This is a genomic window from Bacillus sp. S71 (genome assembly GCF_016625265.1).
Taxonomy (GTDB): domain Bacteria; phylum Bacillota; class Bacilli; order Bacillales; family Bacillaceae_G; genus Bacillus_A; species Bacillus_A cereus.
On record NZ_JACVUW010000003.1, the window covers coordinates 231,225 to 249,425 of the forward strand.

Sequence of the window (18,201 nt, forward strand, 5' to 3'; positions counted from 1 at the left end):
TTCCGCTAAATTTTGAGGTGGGGGTCTTACTGCCCGTTAATTCGGGATAACATATCCCATTTAATAAAGAAGAAATAGCAACTAATCGCCTGGGATAAAGATATGTAATTGATTACCTTATTTTATCTTTTCCCTAACTATTCATGATTATGATATTGCGTATAAGCTTGGCAATTAAATTTATAACTTGTAGAAAAATACTAAATTAAAATGAAGCGAATAAATATAATTGGAGCCTTTTAATGTTGATGTTAAAAGATAATCTAGACTTGTAATGTTTATGAGAAATTGCAAACGGATCTCATCTCTTGTATTTGTTTATAAAAACGATTATTTTGATTTATTTTCTTCTAAAACACCCCAAAATAGAAAAGTTGACGAGCTTAAGATTGTAGTATTCGAAAAATCAGTAGTTTAGTTAAACCAATACGATAAGCAAGTATACCGTGTTACTAATGAAAGAGGACCTGATATGAACATCAGGTCCTCTTTTACTATATAATTATTTCCCTGCTTCTTTTAGTTCTTTTCCAGCTTTAAATACCGGCGCCTTAGCAGCAAAAAACTTGTAGGAATCATTATCAAGCGTTTTATTTTTCTCTACCGATTTAGCTTCTCGACAGCTTCCGCACTTGTATCTACACGTTTAACGAAAAAAACTAATAGTAGTGCAACAACATTCATGCCAAGCGCTACATAAAACGAATATTGAATTCCAGATAATAAAGCCTTCTGAGTTACTATTGCCTTCGTAGTTTCTGTAAAGGTTGTTGGATCTATATGAGACATTAAACTTTCAGCTTTTGTTTTTGTTACAGAGTTCATAATCGTAACAAGAATAGCAGTACCAATCGAACCGGACACTTGTTGAGCCGTATTATTAACAGCTGTACCGTGCGGATTTAAGCGAGTTGGCAATTGATTAAGACCATTTGTCATAAGTGGCATCATAACCATCGCCATCCCAAACATCCGCAGTGTGTAGATAAGAATAATATGTGTGTGACTAGAGTCAATTTGCAGACTTGCCAACATATAAGTTGAAACAGCTGTAATGGAAAGCCCCACTATGCCAAGAATCCGAGGACCATATTTATCAAATAGTTTACCTGTAATTGGTGACATAATCCCCATTATAACCGCACCTGGAAGCATCATCAGTCCAGAGCTCAGCGGAGAAATGCCACGGACGTTTTGTACATAAGCTGGTGTTAAAATCATACCCGAAAACATGGCTACCGCGTTAACAATTGCAATTACAGACGCAAGTGCAAACATTGGGTACTTGTAAACACGTAAATCCAATAACGGCTCATCCATTTTTAATTGACGAATAATGAAAGCAATTAGGGCAATAGCGCCTATGATTAAGGTTGTTAAGACAAATTTATTTGTCCAACCATCGGAGCTTGCAGAACTGAATCCATATAACAAACCGCCAAAACCGACAGAAGATAATAGTAATGAGAGATAATCAAGTTTTGCATTTTTGTTTTGTTTCATGACATTCTCAGATTTCCAAATCCCTAACAGTAAGCTAATGATTGCTAACGGTAAAATCATTTCAAACAGCAAACGCCAGTCATAATACTCTACAATATAACCTGATAGTGTTGGCCCAATTGCTGGAGCTGTAATCATAACTAGTCCAAAAATCCCCATTGCTGTTCCCCTTTTTTCTCTTGGAAAGCTTACTAGCATAATATTCATTAACAAAGGTCCCATAACTGAAGAGCCTGCCGCTTGAACCATCCGCCCAGTAAGTAATAAACCAAAGTTCGGTGCTACAGCCGCTAAGGCAGTACCAAGAATAAAAATCACCATAGATGTAATAAATAGGCTCCTATTTGAAAAACGCGTTATTAAAAATGCTGATGCCGGAATTAATATACCACTTACAAGCATATACCCTGTAGAAAGCCACTGGATCGTTGAATAATCTTGAATGTTTAAATCTTTCATTATTGATGGCAAGGCTACATTTAAAAGGGAGTTATTTAGAAATGAAACAAATGCCCCAATAAAAAGGATTACAAGCATTAAATATGGTGGTTTTCTTTTATGTAATGTTTCACTCATATATTTAATTGCCCCTTCATTATAAATTTCATTGATTCGTTTAAATCGTTTACATATTTGCACAAGAAAACATTACCCTTGCAGTATTTTGCCAAACTCTTCGAATGGATATTCTCTTTTTAGCAATTCCACTTGCTCAACATACCATTTTAAAATCTTTTTGTTGATGAAACCTTTATAAAAACGTTTGTTAACGGAATTTAAATTAGGCTGAAATACACAAAATAAGCAACTGAAAATCCCCTTCTAAAATAAAGTGAAACTTTAAATCAATGGGTATTTTACGGGCAGCGAGAAAAATCAAAAAGACCACGCACCCATTCCTTTAAATACAGGCTTGTAGATCTAGTTATGTAACCATCCATAAAAAGGAATATTACATAGGCTAAGTCTAACATTACATTTTTAAAGTGAGGAGAATAAGCGTATGGACCAATATTGGTATTTGAATTCAAAGGGAAACGGGGAACAATATACTAACCAAATTTCATTATATTCACAGCCCGAAATAACTAAATCTGAGGTAATGAATGATTTGAAGCTTCCTGAGAATTGGAGTTACCGAGTCTATCCAGTTAGTTGGGATTCACCAGCCAATTATACGGGGTTCAGTCCCCAACCCCCTCCCTTCTCTTGGGGGCAGCCAATCAATTATGCAGGGATAATGCCCCAAGGACATCCCGATAATTGGACTCCACTACCAGGTCATGCAGGTTTTAATTTTCAAAAACCTTCCTTCCCCTGGGCCCAACCATTCAATCATACAGGGATGTTCGCACAAGGGCATCTTGCCGCTTTACTATCGCCGCCAACTAAGCCTTTTCATTTCAATACCAATAACTCGGGTGTTTTTGGAAACCCTCCAGGATGGGGTAGTCCGTGGGCCCCAATGGGATGGGGAAATAACGGAGGTAACGGTCAGCCAGGAATGCTTGGAAACTTACTTACAGCAGGAAAAGGCACCATGAATGGAATAGGAATGATTAGTAGTCTAATCGGGATGGGGAAATTCTTCTTTTAGTTAATTAAAAGAAGAATTGGTCCGCAGCTCAGACATTCTAACAAAACATTTCATTTTCCATTGATTTAATGTTTTCAAACATGCACTCCTCAATATATTCATTGTGTGCTTCCAATACTCCCTCCAAGTTCGTCTCCTTGTCTTTCAATTTATAAAAAAATCTGTTGCAACTCTTTAGACAACATTTCCAGTTCATACAAAATCAATAAGTTCACAACAAAAACGCTATCCTTTCCTATGATTCTAGGGAAAGAATAGCGTTTTTGTTACGTAACGATTAAGTTGTTTCATTCTTATTTATTCAATAATTTCATTGTCATTTCTCTGCATTTTTAGCCTGATAGCGATATGATCATAACCCGTAAAATGCCATTTCTTTTACTTATGCTTTGCTAAAAATTCTGTTATGCGACAATATACATATATTTCATTTTCTTTTTTTGAAAATCCATGCCCTTCATCGTCTAATACTAGGTATTCTACATCTACTCCTTGTTCTTGCAACGCTTGAAAAATTTGATCCGATTCTTCCTTTACAACTCGTGGATCATTTGCCCCTTGGATGATAAGGAGTGGTTTATTCATTTGATTTAAGTAAGTAATTGGTGAATCTTGTATAAGCTTATCTTTATCATTATTAATATCACCTATTAAATTAACTGCGAGCGGTTTCCAATTTTCAGGCATAGATTCGATAAAACTAAATAAATTGCTAGGTCCAAAAATGTCAATGGCTGCACGGAAATACTCTGAATGACGCCCGTGAAGCAATAAGGTCATATATCCTCCATAACTACCGCCCATAACAAATAATTTATCAGGAGTTGATATCCCCTGTTCAAATAACCATTCGATCCCTGCTACACAATCTAAACGCGGTGCTTCTCCCCAATCACCTTCAATCATTTTTGTAAACGTTGAACCATATCTTGTACTACCTCTAAAGTTTGGCGCAAAAATATTATATCCCTGCCTTAATAAATATTGAAATAATGCTCTGAAATCTTTCGTCTCAGCACTTTGTGGACCACCATGAGGCCAAAATATTGTATATCCGTTTTGTACTTCTCCTTTCGCCCGGAATAATAATGCTTCTATGTTTAACCCATCAAAAGAGGCATATGTTATAACATCCGGTTCAACAAAAGAAGATTCAGATAGACCAATAACATAGTTTTTTGTTAATGCTGCCCATTCTGTATCTCTATTCTTCTTGTAATAGATGTTTGCTGTTTTCGTCGCACTTTCACCTAGTAAATATAAATTTTCCGATTTTGTAATTTCAATTTGACTTATCGTATCTACCGGAGAATTCAATAGAATTAACTCTTTTTTATCCCATACAAATTTATATAACCTATCTGTAACACCTTTCGACGAAACAATGTAGCCATTTTTTGTTTCAGCATGCCATTTTATATCGGATATATCTTCCTTCTCTATTTTACAGATTGGTTTGAATTCCTGTTTATTTAAATCAAAAGAAGCTACATAGGAAAACTCTTCTTCATAATTTGTAACGAAAATCACTGTATTTTCATCAATATAAGAAATGGAGCCTACAGTATGTTCTTTCTCACTGGAAGGTACTAAACAAATAAGTTCTTCTCCTTTTTTTACATATCCTACATTATATGTATTACTATATGACTTTAAAACAATGTAACTTGATTCATTCGGACTTACTGCCTCTACATATGTAGGTGTCTCCACACCAGTTAACAACAGCGTATCTTCTTTTGTGCGTATATTATAACAACGAGAGTTTAAGAACATTGGGTTATCTTTACTTGTGACATAGTATAATCGTTCCCCATCCTCTGTTAAATGCACAAAGTAATCCTTTTCTGTCTCTCCTGCTGGAATCAATTCAAGCAATCCACCACCCTCTGGTTTTAATACATAAATATGATAATTTTCATCCCCATCTTTATCAAATCCAGCTAAAATAAATCGATTTAAAGAATCCATTTTAATAAAATTGCTTGATTGATTACAATATGTTAAGGGATAAGGGGATAAATTGGGTAAATCCATCGCCCATAAATTAGAATGACCATTTAAGTTTGTACTAAAAATTAATTTCCCTTCATCTTCACTAACTGTAAACCTACCAATACTATAGGATCTAAAAAATTGTTCAGCATCTTCCATAGGAAATTGAATCATCTTTCTTCCTCCACTCTACCTTATATCTAAAAATTCAGAACATCTTATATATAAAGATTCTACATTTTCCTATTTATCCCTTTTGGGTTTTATTTAGATTTACTTCTACCTTCTACCTTCTACTTCTTCTTATTAACATTACATAACGATGCGGAGAGTTTTTTAAACAACTCTTCTTTTAGCAGTGAATATATTCTTTACTATTTCACGATTACTTCTCATTCGATATTTCTCACTAATTATCCCTCAAAGCGAAAAATAAGCGGGGAATTAGAGAGCAAAATCTACCATATACTTTTATTCAGCTAACTTCTCACCAGTAACAATCTTCATAAAAGCAGCTGCGTCTTTCTCTGCTAATTGAGCGTACTGATTATCCCCCGCCATTATTTCTACTTTATCCTTATTAGGACTAATCCACATTTGATATAAAACAGCTTTCGCTTCTATTTTCGGATTTTTAAACTGTAAAACAAACTGATAATCAGCTGAACGAGACATTTCCACCTTTTTATTTTCAAAGTTAGTATCATTTAATATTTTCTTTACTTGCAATACTTTATTCTTGTCTGTAATTACCTTCAAATCCTCATAATGATTATCACCAGCATGTTTTTGCACTTCGATTGTTTGATTATGATTTCCTATATTATTTGAACAGCTGGTTACCACAAATAAACAAATCACGCTGAAGACTAAATACAAATTTCTAATTTGCATAGCGCTCTCCGCCTTTAGTGTATATAATAGTTCACTTCCATTACGCTTTTAAAATGTAAAATAAGAATACACCCCATAAGCCACAAATAAGATTAATAGAATAGAAATGCCAAGTACCGTATATATAATCCATTTTAAATTTGAATTCATATCATCCTCCTACCTCTCGGTAATTCCAGTATATAACAAAAAAAGCATTGGATCCCCAATGCTTTTTACACTTATGCAAATAAAGAAGTATTCGCATATAAAGCTGGTGAACCACCTGAATGTACGAATAAAATATTGTCTTCCTTATTAAATTTACCTTTTCTAATTAAGTCGATTAATCCCGCTACTGCCTTACCTGTATACACTGGATCAAGTAAAATACCTTCTGTTTTCGCAAGTAACTGAACTGCCTCTACCATTTCCGGCGTTGGTAACGCATAGCCTGGTCCTACATATTCATCAAAGCACGTAACAGCGTCGCGCGAGATAAAGTTTGGAATACCAACGTGTGCTGAAGTTTCATCTACAAGTTTTGCTACTTTCTCTTCTTGCTCAGCTTTTCCTCTACTTACATTAATCCCGATTACAGGAATATGGCTTTGTGTTCCAGAAAAACCAGTAATTAAACCAGCATGCATACCGCCGCTACCACTTACACAAACAACTGAACTGAAATCAATTCCTTGCTCAAATGATTGCGCCATAATTTCTTGCGCACAAGCAACGTATCCCATTGCGCCCGTAGGGTTTGATCCACCAACTGGAATTACATATGGTGTACTACCTTTTTCACTTACTTCTTTCGCTACTTTATTCATCTCTTCCATCAGGTCTGCTCCGTTCGGTACAACAATGACGTTTTCAGCACCTAATAAGTGATATAAGAAATAGTTTCCGTTAAAGTCTCTCTTCTCTTCTGGCTCAAGCCCTTCCTCTAATACAAGAATACATTTCATTTTTTCTTTTACCGCAGCAGCAAGTGTCAGGCGGCAATGATTTGACTGAATACCACCAGCTGTAATTAACGTATCTGCACCCTTTTCCTGTGCATCCGCAACTAAAAATTCTAACTTTCTCGTCTTATTACCACCGGCTGTTAAACCAAGTAAATCATCTCGTTTAAAATAAATAGTCGGGCCACCAAGTGCTTCAGAAAAATTGTTTAACTTTTCAATTGGTGTATATGATTCTGTATATTTTTTTCTCGGTAATTTAGCTAAATTCATTGTAACGCTCCTTTTGTACTTCTTTCGCAATATATGTAACGTTACTATTATTACATGTAAAAATGGTGAAGTCACCTTTCTCGGTTAAAAATGTATTAGAATTTCATTTTGATAAGTAAAACCGTATTAATGATTTTAACTTAATTACGGTACATGAAATTTATATCAACGATTTTTTAAATATATCGTTCATTACTTACAATATATCAACGATTTTTCAAATATATCGATCGTAACTTGCAGTATATCAACGATTTTCTTAATATATCGATCTATCGACAAAAAACGACAGACAGGCAACCCCTTTCTCATCAACAAAAAAAGAGCCCACACATTCAAATGCAGACTCCCTCCAATCACTTATTTACCGAAAAACGAAGTAACTGCGTTAATCCCGGCTCTAAATTCATTTCACCTTTATTACGTACGTATACAGTTTTATCTCCATCAAATTTCGGAGGATTTGCTTGACTATACGTATGCCACTCATTCGTTCCTTCTATAGAATACTCCATATATTCATTTGCACCGACAATTATATTTTTACGATCATCTGCCGTTACATTTGGTGCCATCTGCGCAATTTTTGAATCACTAATTAATAACTTCTTTATATCCTTATCACGTTTGTAATCGTAAGCTGTCACAATTACATCGTTACCATATGCTTTCACTTGTAACCCTTGTTTAAATGAATAGCCATCTGGAGCAGTTTTCTCTCCTCCATTTGGTCCTGCTGACATCCAGCCTGTTTCAATCCCGCCCGTATTTACAACAGTGAAACCTTTTTCATCTCCGCCTGTAATTTTCTTTTTACCAGCCCAGTCAGGTAAGTTTAAATCCCAATGTGTATGACTCGTGAAGAAAACAACCTGCGGATAGTCTTTTAATATATCATACAATTTATCCACGTTTAAATAATCTTGTAAATATGGTGATTGTCTTGATCCAGATACTGTATCAGGTAAAACGTGATGAGAGAAAATAAAGATTGGCTTATTTTTATCTTTTTGACTGTACTCTTCTAAATTTTGTTTTAACCAACCTAATTGCTCATCACTCATATATACTTCGTCCCACATTTTTGAATCGTGGTATTTCATATATTTTTCAGTTCCTAAAAATAAAAGTGGATAGCCATCTAATTCTTTTTTATGATATACCTTTTCTTGTCCACTAAATTGTAAGTAGCGACCAAATAGTGTTTCTTCCGTTACACCATTTGGCCATGTACTTTGAGAGAGTTTCCCATCCGCTGTCCATTTACCAGCATAAAACTCATGATTCCCAACAGTAGACCATACATTTTCTGGATGCTTATTTTTATTTAACACACGCTTTACATCATCATATTGTGACTGTTGTCCAGTCGGCGTTATATCCCCATTCATAATAAGCGCTCTAGAAAGTGGCGTCACTTTGTTCATATCTTTTAGCACATGATCAAAATCCCCTAAATCACCTTGAATATCACTAATAACATTAAAAGTTGTAGCTGATTTTCGGGCTTGCTCTTTCCCTTCCGCATGCACTGAAAACGTCGGTAATAATGCCGCCATAACTGCTAACGAAGCAACTGTCTTTTTCATACAAATTCTCCCCCTAATAATAGAATGTACAAACTGACATGTTCTGCTTTCTCTTAGGTGCTTGTCCAATTCACATTATAGGGGGCGATTGTAAAGATTAATGGAATAAAAAATTAAGTGTTTTTTAAGAGATTTTGTCTTTTTTTCACACTCCACAATTAGTAATTCGCGCCAATCTAGCTTTCTAGTCTTTAACATTACATAAATGTAAATGAATATGATGAATCTCTTCGTTTGATATGTTGTCTTTTTAATCTTTGTTATATAACCGCCACAAAATACGCTCTCTTTTCAAGTTCTCTTCATTTAATAAACGTTACTCCTCTTTTAATTAGCCTTAAAATTATAAATCGGCTTAATAATATGTTTAATATCAATTGTGTCCTTTGTATTCTCAACAATCTCATCCATTGGCTTATATACCATTGGTGCTTCATCTAAAGTACTTTCTGAAACAGATGTAGTCCAAACCTCTGTCATTGTATTTTGAAAATCCTCTAAGTTAAGTACTTCTTTCGCCTTCTTACGGCTCATAATACGTCCTGCTCCATGAGGGCCAGAAAAGTTCCAATCTGGATTCCCTTTACCAAATGCAATGATAGAACCGTCTCTCATATTAATTGGAATGATTACTCGTTCATCTTTCTGAGCTGAAATGGCACCTTTTCGTAGAATCATATTTTCCATATCGATGTAGTTATGAATTGTAGTGAATTGATCGGTTACTTTCCAATCCATTTTAGTGACGATTTCATCAATCATTGCTTTACGATTTAACTCCGCATATTTTTGAGCAATTTTCATATCATTCATGTAATCTTTAAATCCTTGTCCTTCTAAATAAGCTAATTCTTTGCGAATCACCGGTTTCTTAATTTCACGTAAAGCTTCATGTATTTCTTGTTGTCTACCTTCTTTCGTTAAACGCTCAATAATTTCTTCTTTAATAGATTTAACGTTTATAAGTTGCTCGTAAGCAAAGTTTTGATAATACTCTGCTACTTGTTTCCCTAAATTACGCGAACCACTATGAATGACAATGTATACATTTCCTTTATCATCCTCATTCAGTTCGACAAAATGATTGCCCCCGCCAAGTGTACCAATACTTTTTTGAGCACGTTGCAATGTAAACGGGGCTCTTACACTATCAAAATCAATCATTTTTGAAAATCTATGTTCCTTATCTCGAATACGAAAACCACTTGGGACAAATTTACGTATCGTTTCGTCTAAGTGATCGAAGTTGATTTCCTCTTTTTTCTTATTAATCATAACAACTTCCATGCCACAACCAATATCGTACTTACCTCTCAGTTTCCTGAAAGAGTGGACTATACCTTCTCTACAGTCATCGAGATATGCAGGCTCTACTGTAGGCTCACCGTATTAATTATTCCTCTTCAATTCAAAATGGATGAGGAATAATTCTGTACCTTAGTCTGCTAACATGGTACAAGTCTCTGAACCATTCGATTATGTCACCATAACCACTGGCTGCTGATTGCCCTCGCCTTTTATCGTTAGGGTTCCCAGTCAATTGAGTGAGTAGTTTAAAGTCTGAGCCGATTAGTTAACCCCGACTAAATTAGGAACAATCTTATCTTGAATTGTCATTGTTGTCCCAATCGTACAACCTGCACCCGCATGTGTATCTGGCATAATACGAATCTTGCTATCCTTTACGAATTCTTGGTTACAAAGATCAATAATTTGACCTGCTGCAGTTTTTTCTACATTCGTAGTAAACACTTTCGCTTCATTGTATTTCCCTTGTAATTTCAACATCTTCTATTTCCCCTTTCCTTTAGTTTCTACAAAAAATCAATTCATACATATTATATAAATATATTTCCCACCACTACAGCTCATTTCCTTTTTTATAAAAAAAGACACAGAGATTCCTCCCTATGCCTACTAATTTCCTACCTTTTCACCGCATGTACATAATGCACTGTCTCAAAAGCTTCTAAATAATCGTTTCGTCCTTCAAAATATAATACATCAATATCCTCTGGTGATAAATGCTCATAAATGAGTAAGCCCGCCTTCTCTAACAGTGCTTCCATTTCAGCATAAGAATAACATGATTTCATCGGTTCTCCGCCTACCGCAGCCATTTTCACCATATTTTCAACTCGATTGGACAGTCCCTTTTCTGTAAACAAGTTTTCATCAGGATAATCAAAAACAATAGAACTACCTGCCAGAACCATCTCGAATAAACATTCTAATAAACTAGCAAGTTCCTCTTTCGTTAAATAGTACGTAACACCTAAAAGGCTAAAGAAAGTCTTTTTATGTTCAAACCCTTCATTGCGTAACTGTTCATAGGAAAATCCTTTCGTAAAATCCATTGAAACAAAATGAAGGTTTTTTGGAACTTCAAGTTCTGTTTCTTTTATTCTTTCCTTCTTAAACACCTGCGTAGAAGGATGATCCACTTCAAATATTTCTATTTTATTTTCTAATTCTCGGTGTCTAAAACTGAACGTATCTAAGCCTGCACCGAGTACGACGTATTGTTTCGCTCCTAATGTAATTTCATGTAGTAATACTCTTTCACAATATGCAGCACGTGCTAAAGGTGTTGGTGATAACTGAACTTGCGTAATCCATTTTAATATTTCTTTTGGATTGTCTTGAAACTGCTCTGCAATTTCTTTATTGAAAAAGTGAATCCCTTGAACCATGTTCGTTTCAATATTGTTACGTTCTTTTTGTGAAATGAAATCTTTAGCTACATAATCATCAAAGATTTTAGGATTATCAAATTCACTATGATACGCCCTTCCGAAAGCTGATACTAACGACGTTACACTTGCTTCACCTTGTTTCACGCACATACACTCTCCTTCATGTTCACAACAAAAATAGGGTTCCCCTGGCCAGGAGAACCCTATTATACACCTTATTTTTATATCGGTAAATTATAGCATAAATAAGTTTTTTTGTCAAGTTTTCAGCCTACTACGCTCCAACAATTTGTGTAATCTCTAGCAGGAAGATTTCGATCTACACCGAATATTCCAGTTCATAACAATACAAATGGAGGGCGTCATGAAAAGATTAGTCATCATTACAGTAGGAAAAACACACAGTGGAAAAACTACATTTGCAAAAGAGCTAGAAAAAGAGTTACCTAATTCTTTTATTATGGACCAAGACAACCAATCTGAATTTATTAACACACATTATGAAAAATTACAGCCGACAGAAGGATCAAATACACTAAAGCACAGTCTTTCAAAATTCATTGTTGATTATGCGAAAGAACATACAAATTTACACCTTATTATTTGTAACTCAAATAGAAGCCTAAACGGACGAATGTATTTGCTAAATGAATTGTTTAAGAAGGAGGAATATATACGCGTATTAGTTCACTTTGACATCCCAGATGATGTACTTTATGAAAGAGTGGCCCTTAGTAAACGAAGTACAAATATTTTTAGGGGAAACTATTCCAGTTTCAAAGAAGTCCTCCACCGCCAACAAGTTGAATCACTACATGAAGACGTAGTAGATCCTATAGAAAATGAAGCTGATTATTTGTTTGTTATTCGTAACAGTAAGGATGTAAACTCTACTATATTAAAAATTGTCCATCTTGCTAAAGAGTTCTCCCCTACTCCAAAATAAGAGACTATAAAAATTACATAATCATAGATTATTATGCAAATACTTCCTCTAGACGGCGCAGATGGTATATAATGATGGAAGAATCTACTTCTATATGCTCAATTTTACACAAAACAGCTCATGCATATGAAAGAAAAGAGGTACAAAAATATGAAAACAAAACAAACAATTGCTGCGTCTACACTAGCTTTAGCAATGATTGCTGGCGCGAACTCTGCTCATGCGGAAGTAAATGATGCTACTCCTCAGCAAAGTACGGGAGATCGATTAGCTGAAATTAAGCAACATAAACAAGAGTTAGATGCGAAATTACAGCAACACAAAGAAAACGTGGATCAAACATTAAATGAACTTAACAAAGTTAAGGAAAATGTTGATACTAAGGTGAATGAACTACATGAACGTAAACAAGTTGCTGATGAAAAAATTAACGAGATTAAACAACATAAACAAGAGTTAGATGCAAAACTTCAGCAAGACAAACAAATCGCCGAAGATAAAATCGCTGAAATTAAAGAGCATAAAAAACAAGTAGAAGATAAAGTTGCTGAAGTAAAAGAGCATAAACAAAATATCGATAACAAAGTGAATGAGATTAAAGAACATAAACAAACTGTCGATGAAAAAGTGAATGAAATGAAGCAACATAAAGAGAACATTGATCAAAAGGTTAATAAACTTAAGGAAGTAAAAAAACAAGTAGATGAAAAATTAGCTGAGTTAAAGAAAGCGAAACAAACTGCTGAAGACAAACTCGCTGAACTAAAAGAAAACAAGCCGAATACTGGTAACACGTTAGAGGAACTTAAGAAAATTAAAGGCAATTTAGACAGTCTTTCCGCTAACTTAGAACTAGCTAAACAAGATGTAAAAAACAAACTAGCTGAATTACAAAAGGCTAGAGAAGATTTACTAAATAAAATTAACGAAATTAAACAATCGAAACAAACTGTTTCAGACGATTTAACAAAGAAAAAACAAGACTTAGATATTAAAATCAACGACTTTAAGCATACTGAGAAAAAAATTGACGACAAATTAGCTGAGTTACATACAACGAAGCAAAATGTTGATAACAAGATTAATGAAGTATCACAGTCTAAACAAACGCAAGCAGATAATGGTACTAAAAACAATAACGCTAAAGAACTTCCTAACGCTGGTAGCGAGCAATCAAACAATATGGCTCTAGGAATGCTATCTGTATTAGGCGGTGTTTTATTACTTACTCGTAATAAAATTAAAAAGTATTTATAAAACAGCTATCATTTTGATTATATAATCTACTGTCCCTTCTCTAAGAAGCCTATGCATAGGCTTCTTAAGGAAGAGACCAAATATAAGTACGTTTACAAACTAGTTATCCCTCTACAGTTAGATTCTATTTCTATCCACATATCATTTGTTGCAGAGCTCAACCTTTCACTTTTTCATTATGATAATACCTCAAAAATAAATATAATTATCAAATTTCAAACTTAGATTAGTTCCTTATACTTTAACAAAACTGAAAAACTGTCATTCCCCTAAGTCATACTAATAGGAAAGTGTACAATTCTTTAACAATACTAACTCTTAATTCATACACTACTAATAGAACTTGTGTAGCAATAAAATTTTCCAAATCATCTAAATCACCATATATTTAACCTCTACTCGTACCTACATGATATTTTCATCCCCCTCTCATAAAGTTCTTATTCTTCTAATTACTACATGACCATGTTCCATTGCTACATTAGAACGACATCTATAAATATTGATAAGGAGTGAAATACATGGGTTCAACAAAACTTACAGGACGAGTAATTTACAAAGGAGATCCCGGTTATTTAGAAGCTATTAAGAATTGGAATCCTTACGTTGATGTCTTCCCCCTCGTCTTTGTTTTTGCACAAAATTCATATGATGTTAGTAACGCCATTAAATGGGCTCGCGAAAATCATGTTCCGTTACGTGTTAGAAGTGGTCGACATGCACTGGATAAAAACCTTTCTGTAGTAAATAGCGGCATCGTTATCGATGTAAGTGATATGAACAAAGTAAGTTTAGATAAAAAGAATGGTATCGCAACCGTTCAAACTGGAATTCACGTCGGGCCACTTGTAAAGGGACTAGCTAGAGAAGGTTTTATGTCACCGTTTGGAGATAGTCCTACAGTTGGAATCGGTGGCATTACAATGGGCGGTGGTTTTGGAGTAGTCTCACGAACAATCGGTCTAATAAGTGATAACCTTATTGCTTTAGAAACAGTAGATGCGACAGGCCGAATCATTCAAGCAGATCAATGTTGCAATAAAGATTTATTATGGGCTTCTAGAGGTGGTGGTGGTGGAAACTTCGGATACAACACTGAATATACATTGAAGCTTCATCGTGCCCCTAATACTGCCACAGTCTTTAATATCATTTGGCCATGGGATCAGTTAGAAACTGTTTTCAAAGTTTGGCAAGAATGGGCACCTTTTGTAGACTCACGATTGGGCTGCCTTCTTGAAATTTACAGCAAAATAAATGGACTTTGCCATGCAGAAGGTATTTTTTTAGGTTCCAAAAGTGAACTCATCAAACTATTAGAACCTTTAACAAATGCTGGAACTCCAACACAAATTGTTATAGAAGAATTACCTTACCCAGCCGCTATCGATTTCTTAGATCCAGATGAGCCAATCCCTGGTCGATCTGATCAAAGTGTGAAATTCTCTTCTGCCTGGGCACTTAACCTTTGGCCGGAAGAACCTATTTCCATTATGAAACGATTTTTAGAAGAAGCTACTGGAACAGAAGCTAATTTCTTTTTTATTAATTGGGGAGGTGCTATTAGTAAAGTACCTAGCAGTAAAACAGCGTTCTTTTGGCGTAGCCCGTTATTTTATACAGAATGGACTGCTAGCTGGAAAGACAAGTCTGAAGAAGCTGCCAATCTAGCATCAGTTGAAAGAGTTCGTCAATTAATAAAGCCGTATGTAACTGGTTCTTATGTTAATGTTCCAGATCAAAACATCGAAAATTTCGGACAAGAATATTACGGAGCAAACTTTGATAAGCTGCGGAAAGTAAAAGCAAAATATGACCCCGAAAATCTTTTCCGTTTCCCACAAAGTATACCCCCCTCTTCCTCTTGTTAATGCTTGAAAAAACAAAAAAAAGAACTCTTACAATTGTAAGAGTTCTTTTTTCATCATACCAATTTCCCATCTCTCAGCGTCAATATACGATCACATACATCAAGCATTCTTTCATCATGTGTAATCATAATTGCTGCTTTTTGGCTCTCTTTCACTTCACGTTTCATCATTTCAACAACTTCACGTGCGCGTTTTGAGTCTAAGCTTGCCGTTGGCTCATCCGCTAATATTAAATCTGGGTTGTTCATGAACGCACGAGCGATTGCTACCCTTTGTTTTTCCCCACCAGATAGTTGATTTGGATAATGATTTTTTCTTTCTCCTAATCCAAATGCCGCTAATAAATGATCTGCACGCTTTTCGGATTCTTGTTTACTTTCCTTTTTTAGCTTTGCAATATAAAGCAATTGTTCTTTCACATTTAAATATGGAACAAGGTTTGCAAACTGGAAGATGAAACCGATTTTTTTCAAACGAATGTCTGTCATTTCCTTTTCCGATAACTGTGTAATATTTTGCTCACGAATGTAAATATCTCCTTTTGACGGTGATAATAAAGCACCCGCGATCGATAATAACGTACTTTTCCCTGATCCAGAAGGACCAACGATTCCGATAAATTCTCCAGCTTTCACATCAAGCGACATCGGATGAAGGGCTGTTACTTCCGTATTCCCTTCTCCGTACACTTTACTTACTTTGTCTAATTTTAATAATGAAGTCATTACATCCCGCCTCCAATTGCTTCTAGCGCATCAACTTTTAATACTTGGTATAACGAAATAAGTGTTCCTAAAATACTAATTACGATAAAGATTGCTCCATATTGTGCAATCATCGGTGTTGTTAATAAGAACGGCATACCTGCTGGTAAAATTTGTTCTAATCCTTGTACAAGAACGATACTGATTACCATCGCAACGACTGATAAGAATAACGCTTGCACGACTAAGCTATTTGCTAAATACGAGTTCTTCGTACCAATTGCTTTTAATACACCTAATTGCTGTGTTTTTTGCAGTGTAATAACGTAGAAGAATACACCAATTAGTAATGCAGCGATTACAAGTAAGAACGCAATAATCATCGTTAACGTTCCTTGCTCTTCTTTAAATCCTGGAATACTTTGCAGCACTTCTTTTTTGTCAATTACGTGTGCATTTTTTACTTCTTTATCTGTATTAAGTGCGATTGCACTATAATCTTTTTGGTTTGGTTGTGAAATAGCGCCCCATACGTCTTCATTTACATAAACGACTGGTGTATGGCTAAACATTTGATCTTTCGTAAATCCGACGATTGTAAATTCTTTCTTTGAAACAGGATCGATAATTGTATCTCCAATATCGATTCCCTTCTCATTAATCGATTCATCAGCAACCATCTCGTTGTTTGCTGTACCTAATTTCTCACCTTTTACAATGTTCGGTTCTAAAAATGAATCTCGTTCGCTTGAGAAAATAGCGATATCAACCTTTTTCGAACTATCTTTCTTTTCATATGTTGAAACTTTCACACGAAACGGAACTGCCTCTTTCTCGCCTACTTGACTTACTACGTTATCTACATCGTCTTTCTTAATTTGTGAACGAAGTAATTTATTTTCCGCATCATCCGCTAAAACGAACTTATTTGCTTCCATATTTTGAATCGATGAAGCATTATCATATGATAATCCATTTGCTAATCCTGAAATAACAAGGACTAAAAATGATAATAAAACCATGATAAGTCCGATTAATCCGTATCTTAATTTTGATTGTTTCAATTCACGCAGAGCTAAAAACATTTCGCTCGCTCCTTCCTCTTTCTTTCTATGCACTAATCATAAAAAAGAAATATGAACGGAATATGAACAGAAGATTACAGAGTAAAAAAAGAAATTTTCTGAAAGTATTGAAAATAAATAGAATCCTTGATACAATTCAGTCAAATAATATTGACCGAGTAATTTAATTCAAGGAGTTGATCATGTTGAAGCCCGTATTAACACTAACTACTTATAGCCAACTAAAAGCATTAAGCGATCCACTACGTGCCGAAATGATGATACGTCTATGCGAACGTCCTTATACTGGACAATTACTCTCTGAGAAATTCGGCATTTCAAGGGCGAAAATTCATTATCATTTAAAAGAATTAGAAAAGAATGGTCTTATAGAGATCGTTTATACAGAAGAAAAGAATGGGATTATTCAAAAGTTTTATCAATCTGTCGCTAAAGGCTTCACCCCTGCTACAGATCTATTACCTCATTTAGAAATATTAAGCGAATCAGGTCGCCAAATCTTTTTACAAATGATAGAAAGAACGAAAAGCCAAATTCTCGCTGCACCAGAAGAAGCTTTTACATTACGAAATGCAAGTGAAGATCCAGCTAAGTGGAATTACGTTTCATCCTGCTGGGAATTTGATGCTACGCCAGAACAATTTCAAGTGTGGGTGAAAAAGTTTTATGAATTAATGGCTGAATTAAACGAAATCACAAAAGGTGCAGATAAAGATCCGAATAGTAAACCTTATTATATTTCTACTACTGCACTTCAAATCGCTGAGAGAACAATGCAGCAATTTATTAAAAAAGAAGAAAAATCGTAATACGATTTTTTTTACATAAACGGTCAAATTTATTTTAC

The 18,201-nt window shown here is 34.9% G+C and carries 15 protein-coding genes; 5 read left to right on the forward strand and 10 right to left on the reverse strand.

All coding sequences use genetic code 11. The features are described 5' to 3' along the window. Nucleotides 1-600: 600 nt before the first annotated feature. Nucleotides 601-2,079, reverse strand: coding sequence for a DHA2 family efflux MFS transporter permease subunit (locus tag IBT51_RS08105; protein WP_000005108.1), 1,479 nt, complete (start codon nt 2,077-2,079; stop codon nt 601-603). A gap of 427 nt (nt 2,080-2,506) precedes the next feature. Between IBT51_RS08105 and IBT51_RS08110 the strand changes: the two genes are divergently transcribed. Then, the gene (locus tag IBT51_RS08110; protein WP_053564007.1) at nt 2,507-3,100 is read left to right on the forward strand and encodes a hypothetical protein; all 594 of its coding nucleotides are present in this window, start codon (nt 2,507-2,509) and stop codon (nt 3,098-3,100) included. Between the two features lie 378 nt (nt 3,101-3,478). On the opposite strand, the gene IBT51_RS08115 is transcribed toward IBT51_RS08110, so the two are convergent. The 7 genes from IBT51_RS08115 to IBT51_RS08145 form a co-directional block, all read right to left on the reverse strand. Continuing rightward, nucleotides 3,479-5,269: a S9 family peptidase gene (locus IBT51_RS08115; RefSeq protein WP_200458167.1), complete on the reverse strand. Its 1,791-nt coding sequence runs from the start codon at nt 5,267-5,269 to the stop codon at nt 3,479-3,481. A 297-nt stretch (nt 5,270-5,566) separates the two neighbouring features. Continuing rightward, nucleotides 5,567-5,989: a YhfM domain-containing protein gene (locus IBT51_RS08120; protein WP_200458166.1), complete on the reverse strand. Its 423-nt coding sequence runs from the start codon at nt 5,987-5,989 to the stop codon at nt 5,567-5,569. A 221-nt stretch (nt 5,990-6,210) separates the two neighbouring features. Next, a complete protein-coding gene (cuyA, locus tag IBT51_RS08125) occupies nt 6,211-7,206 on the reverse strand; it encodes a D-cysteate sulfo-lyase (RefSeq protein ID WP_200458165.1) in 996 nt (331 codons plus the stop codon). A 356-nt stretch (nt 7,207-7,562) separates the two neighbouring features. Then, nucleotides 7,563-8,795, reverse strand: a complete 1,233-nt coding sequence (locus IBT51_RS08130) for a DUF4073 domain-containing protein (RefSeq protein WP_200458164.1) — start codon at nt 8,793-8,795, stop codon at nt 7,563-7,565. 327 nt (nt 8,796-9,122) lie between these two features. Next, on the reverse strand, nt 9,123-10,082 hold the full coding sequence (locus IBT51_RS08135) for an RtcB family protein (protein WP_088022885.1): 960 nt from the start codon (nt 10,080-10,082) through the stop codon (nt 9,123-9,125). Nucleotides 10,083-10,364: 282 nt separating this feature from the next. Then, on the reverse strand, nt 10,365-10,583 hold the full coding sequence (locus IBT51_RS08140; protein WP_000916240.1) for an RtcB family protein: 219 nt from the start codon (nt 10,581-10,583) through the stop codon (nt 10,365-10,367). Nucleotides 10,584-10,720: 137 nt separating this feature from the next. Further along, nucleotides 10,721-11,641: a class I SAM-dependent methyltransferase gene (locus IBT51_RS08145; protein WP_200458163.1), complete on the reverse strand. Its 921-nt coding sequence runs from the start codon at nt 11,639-11,641 to the stop codon at nt 10,721-10,723. Nucleotides 11,642-11,855: 214 nt separating this feature from the next. Between IBT51_RS08145 and IBT51_RS08150 the strand changes: the two genes are divergently transcribed. The 3 genes from IBT51_RS08150 (at nt 11,856) to IBT51_RS08160 (ending at nt 15,565) form a co-directional block, all read left to right on the forward strand. Beyond that, nucleotides 11,856-12,437 (forward strand): ATP-binding protein, encoded by a 582-nt coding sequence (locus IBT51_RS08150; RefSeq protein WP_200458162.1) that lies wholly within the window; start codon nt 11,856-11,858, stop codon nt 12,435-12,437. A 150-nt stretch (nt 12,438-12,587) separates the two neighbouring features. After that, on the forward strand, nt 12,588-13,694 hold the full coding sequence (locus IBT51_RS08155) for an LPXTG cell wall anchor domain-containing protein (protein WP_200458161.1): 1,107 nt from the start codon (nt 12,588-12,590) through the stop codon (nt 13,692-13,694). A gap of 521 nt (nt 13,695-14,215) precedes the next feature. After that, entirely contained in the window at nt 14,216-15,565 is a 1,350-nt protein-coding gene (locus IBT51_RS08160; RefSeq protein ID WP_000535922.1) for an FAD-binding oxidoreductase, read from the forward strand. A gap of 53 nt (nt 15,566-15,618) precedes the next feature. On the opposite strand, the gene IBT51_RS08165 is transcribed toward IBT51_RS08160, so the two are convergent. Then, complete coding sequence (locus IBT51_RS08165) at nt 15,619-16,290, reverse strand: ABC transporter ATP-binding protein (protein WP_029442791.1); 672 nt, start codon at nt 16,288-16,290, stop codon at nt 15,619-15,621. Then, on the reverse strand, nt 16,290-17,354 hold the full coding sequence (locus tag IBT51_RS08170) for an ABC transporter permease (RefSeq protein ID WP_200458160.1): 1,065 nt from the start codon (nt 17,352-17,354) through the stop codon (nt 16,290-16,292). The genes IBT51_RS08165 and IBT51_RS08170 overlap by 1 nt, the downstream gene beginning before the upstream one ends. A gap of 185 nt (nt 17,355-17,539) precedes the next feature. Here IBT51_RS08170 and IBT51_RS08175 point away from each other — a divergent pair, with 185 nt between their 5' ends. Next, the gene (locus IBT51_RS08175; protein ID WP_053565487.1) at nt 17,540-18,163 is read left to right on the forward strand and encodes an ArsR/SmtB family transcription factor; all 624 of its coding nucleotides are present in this window, start codon (nt 17,540-17,542) and stop codon (nt 18,161-18,163) included. The last annotated feature ends 38 nt before the right edge of the window (nt 18,164-18,201 follow it).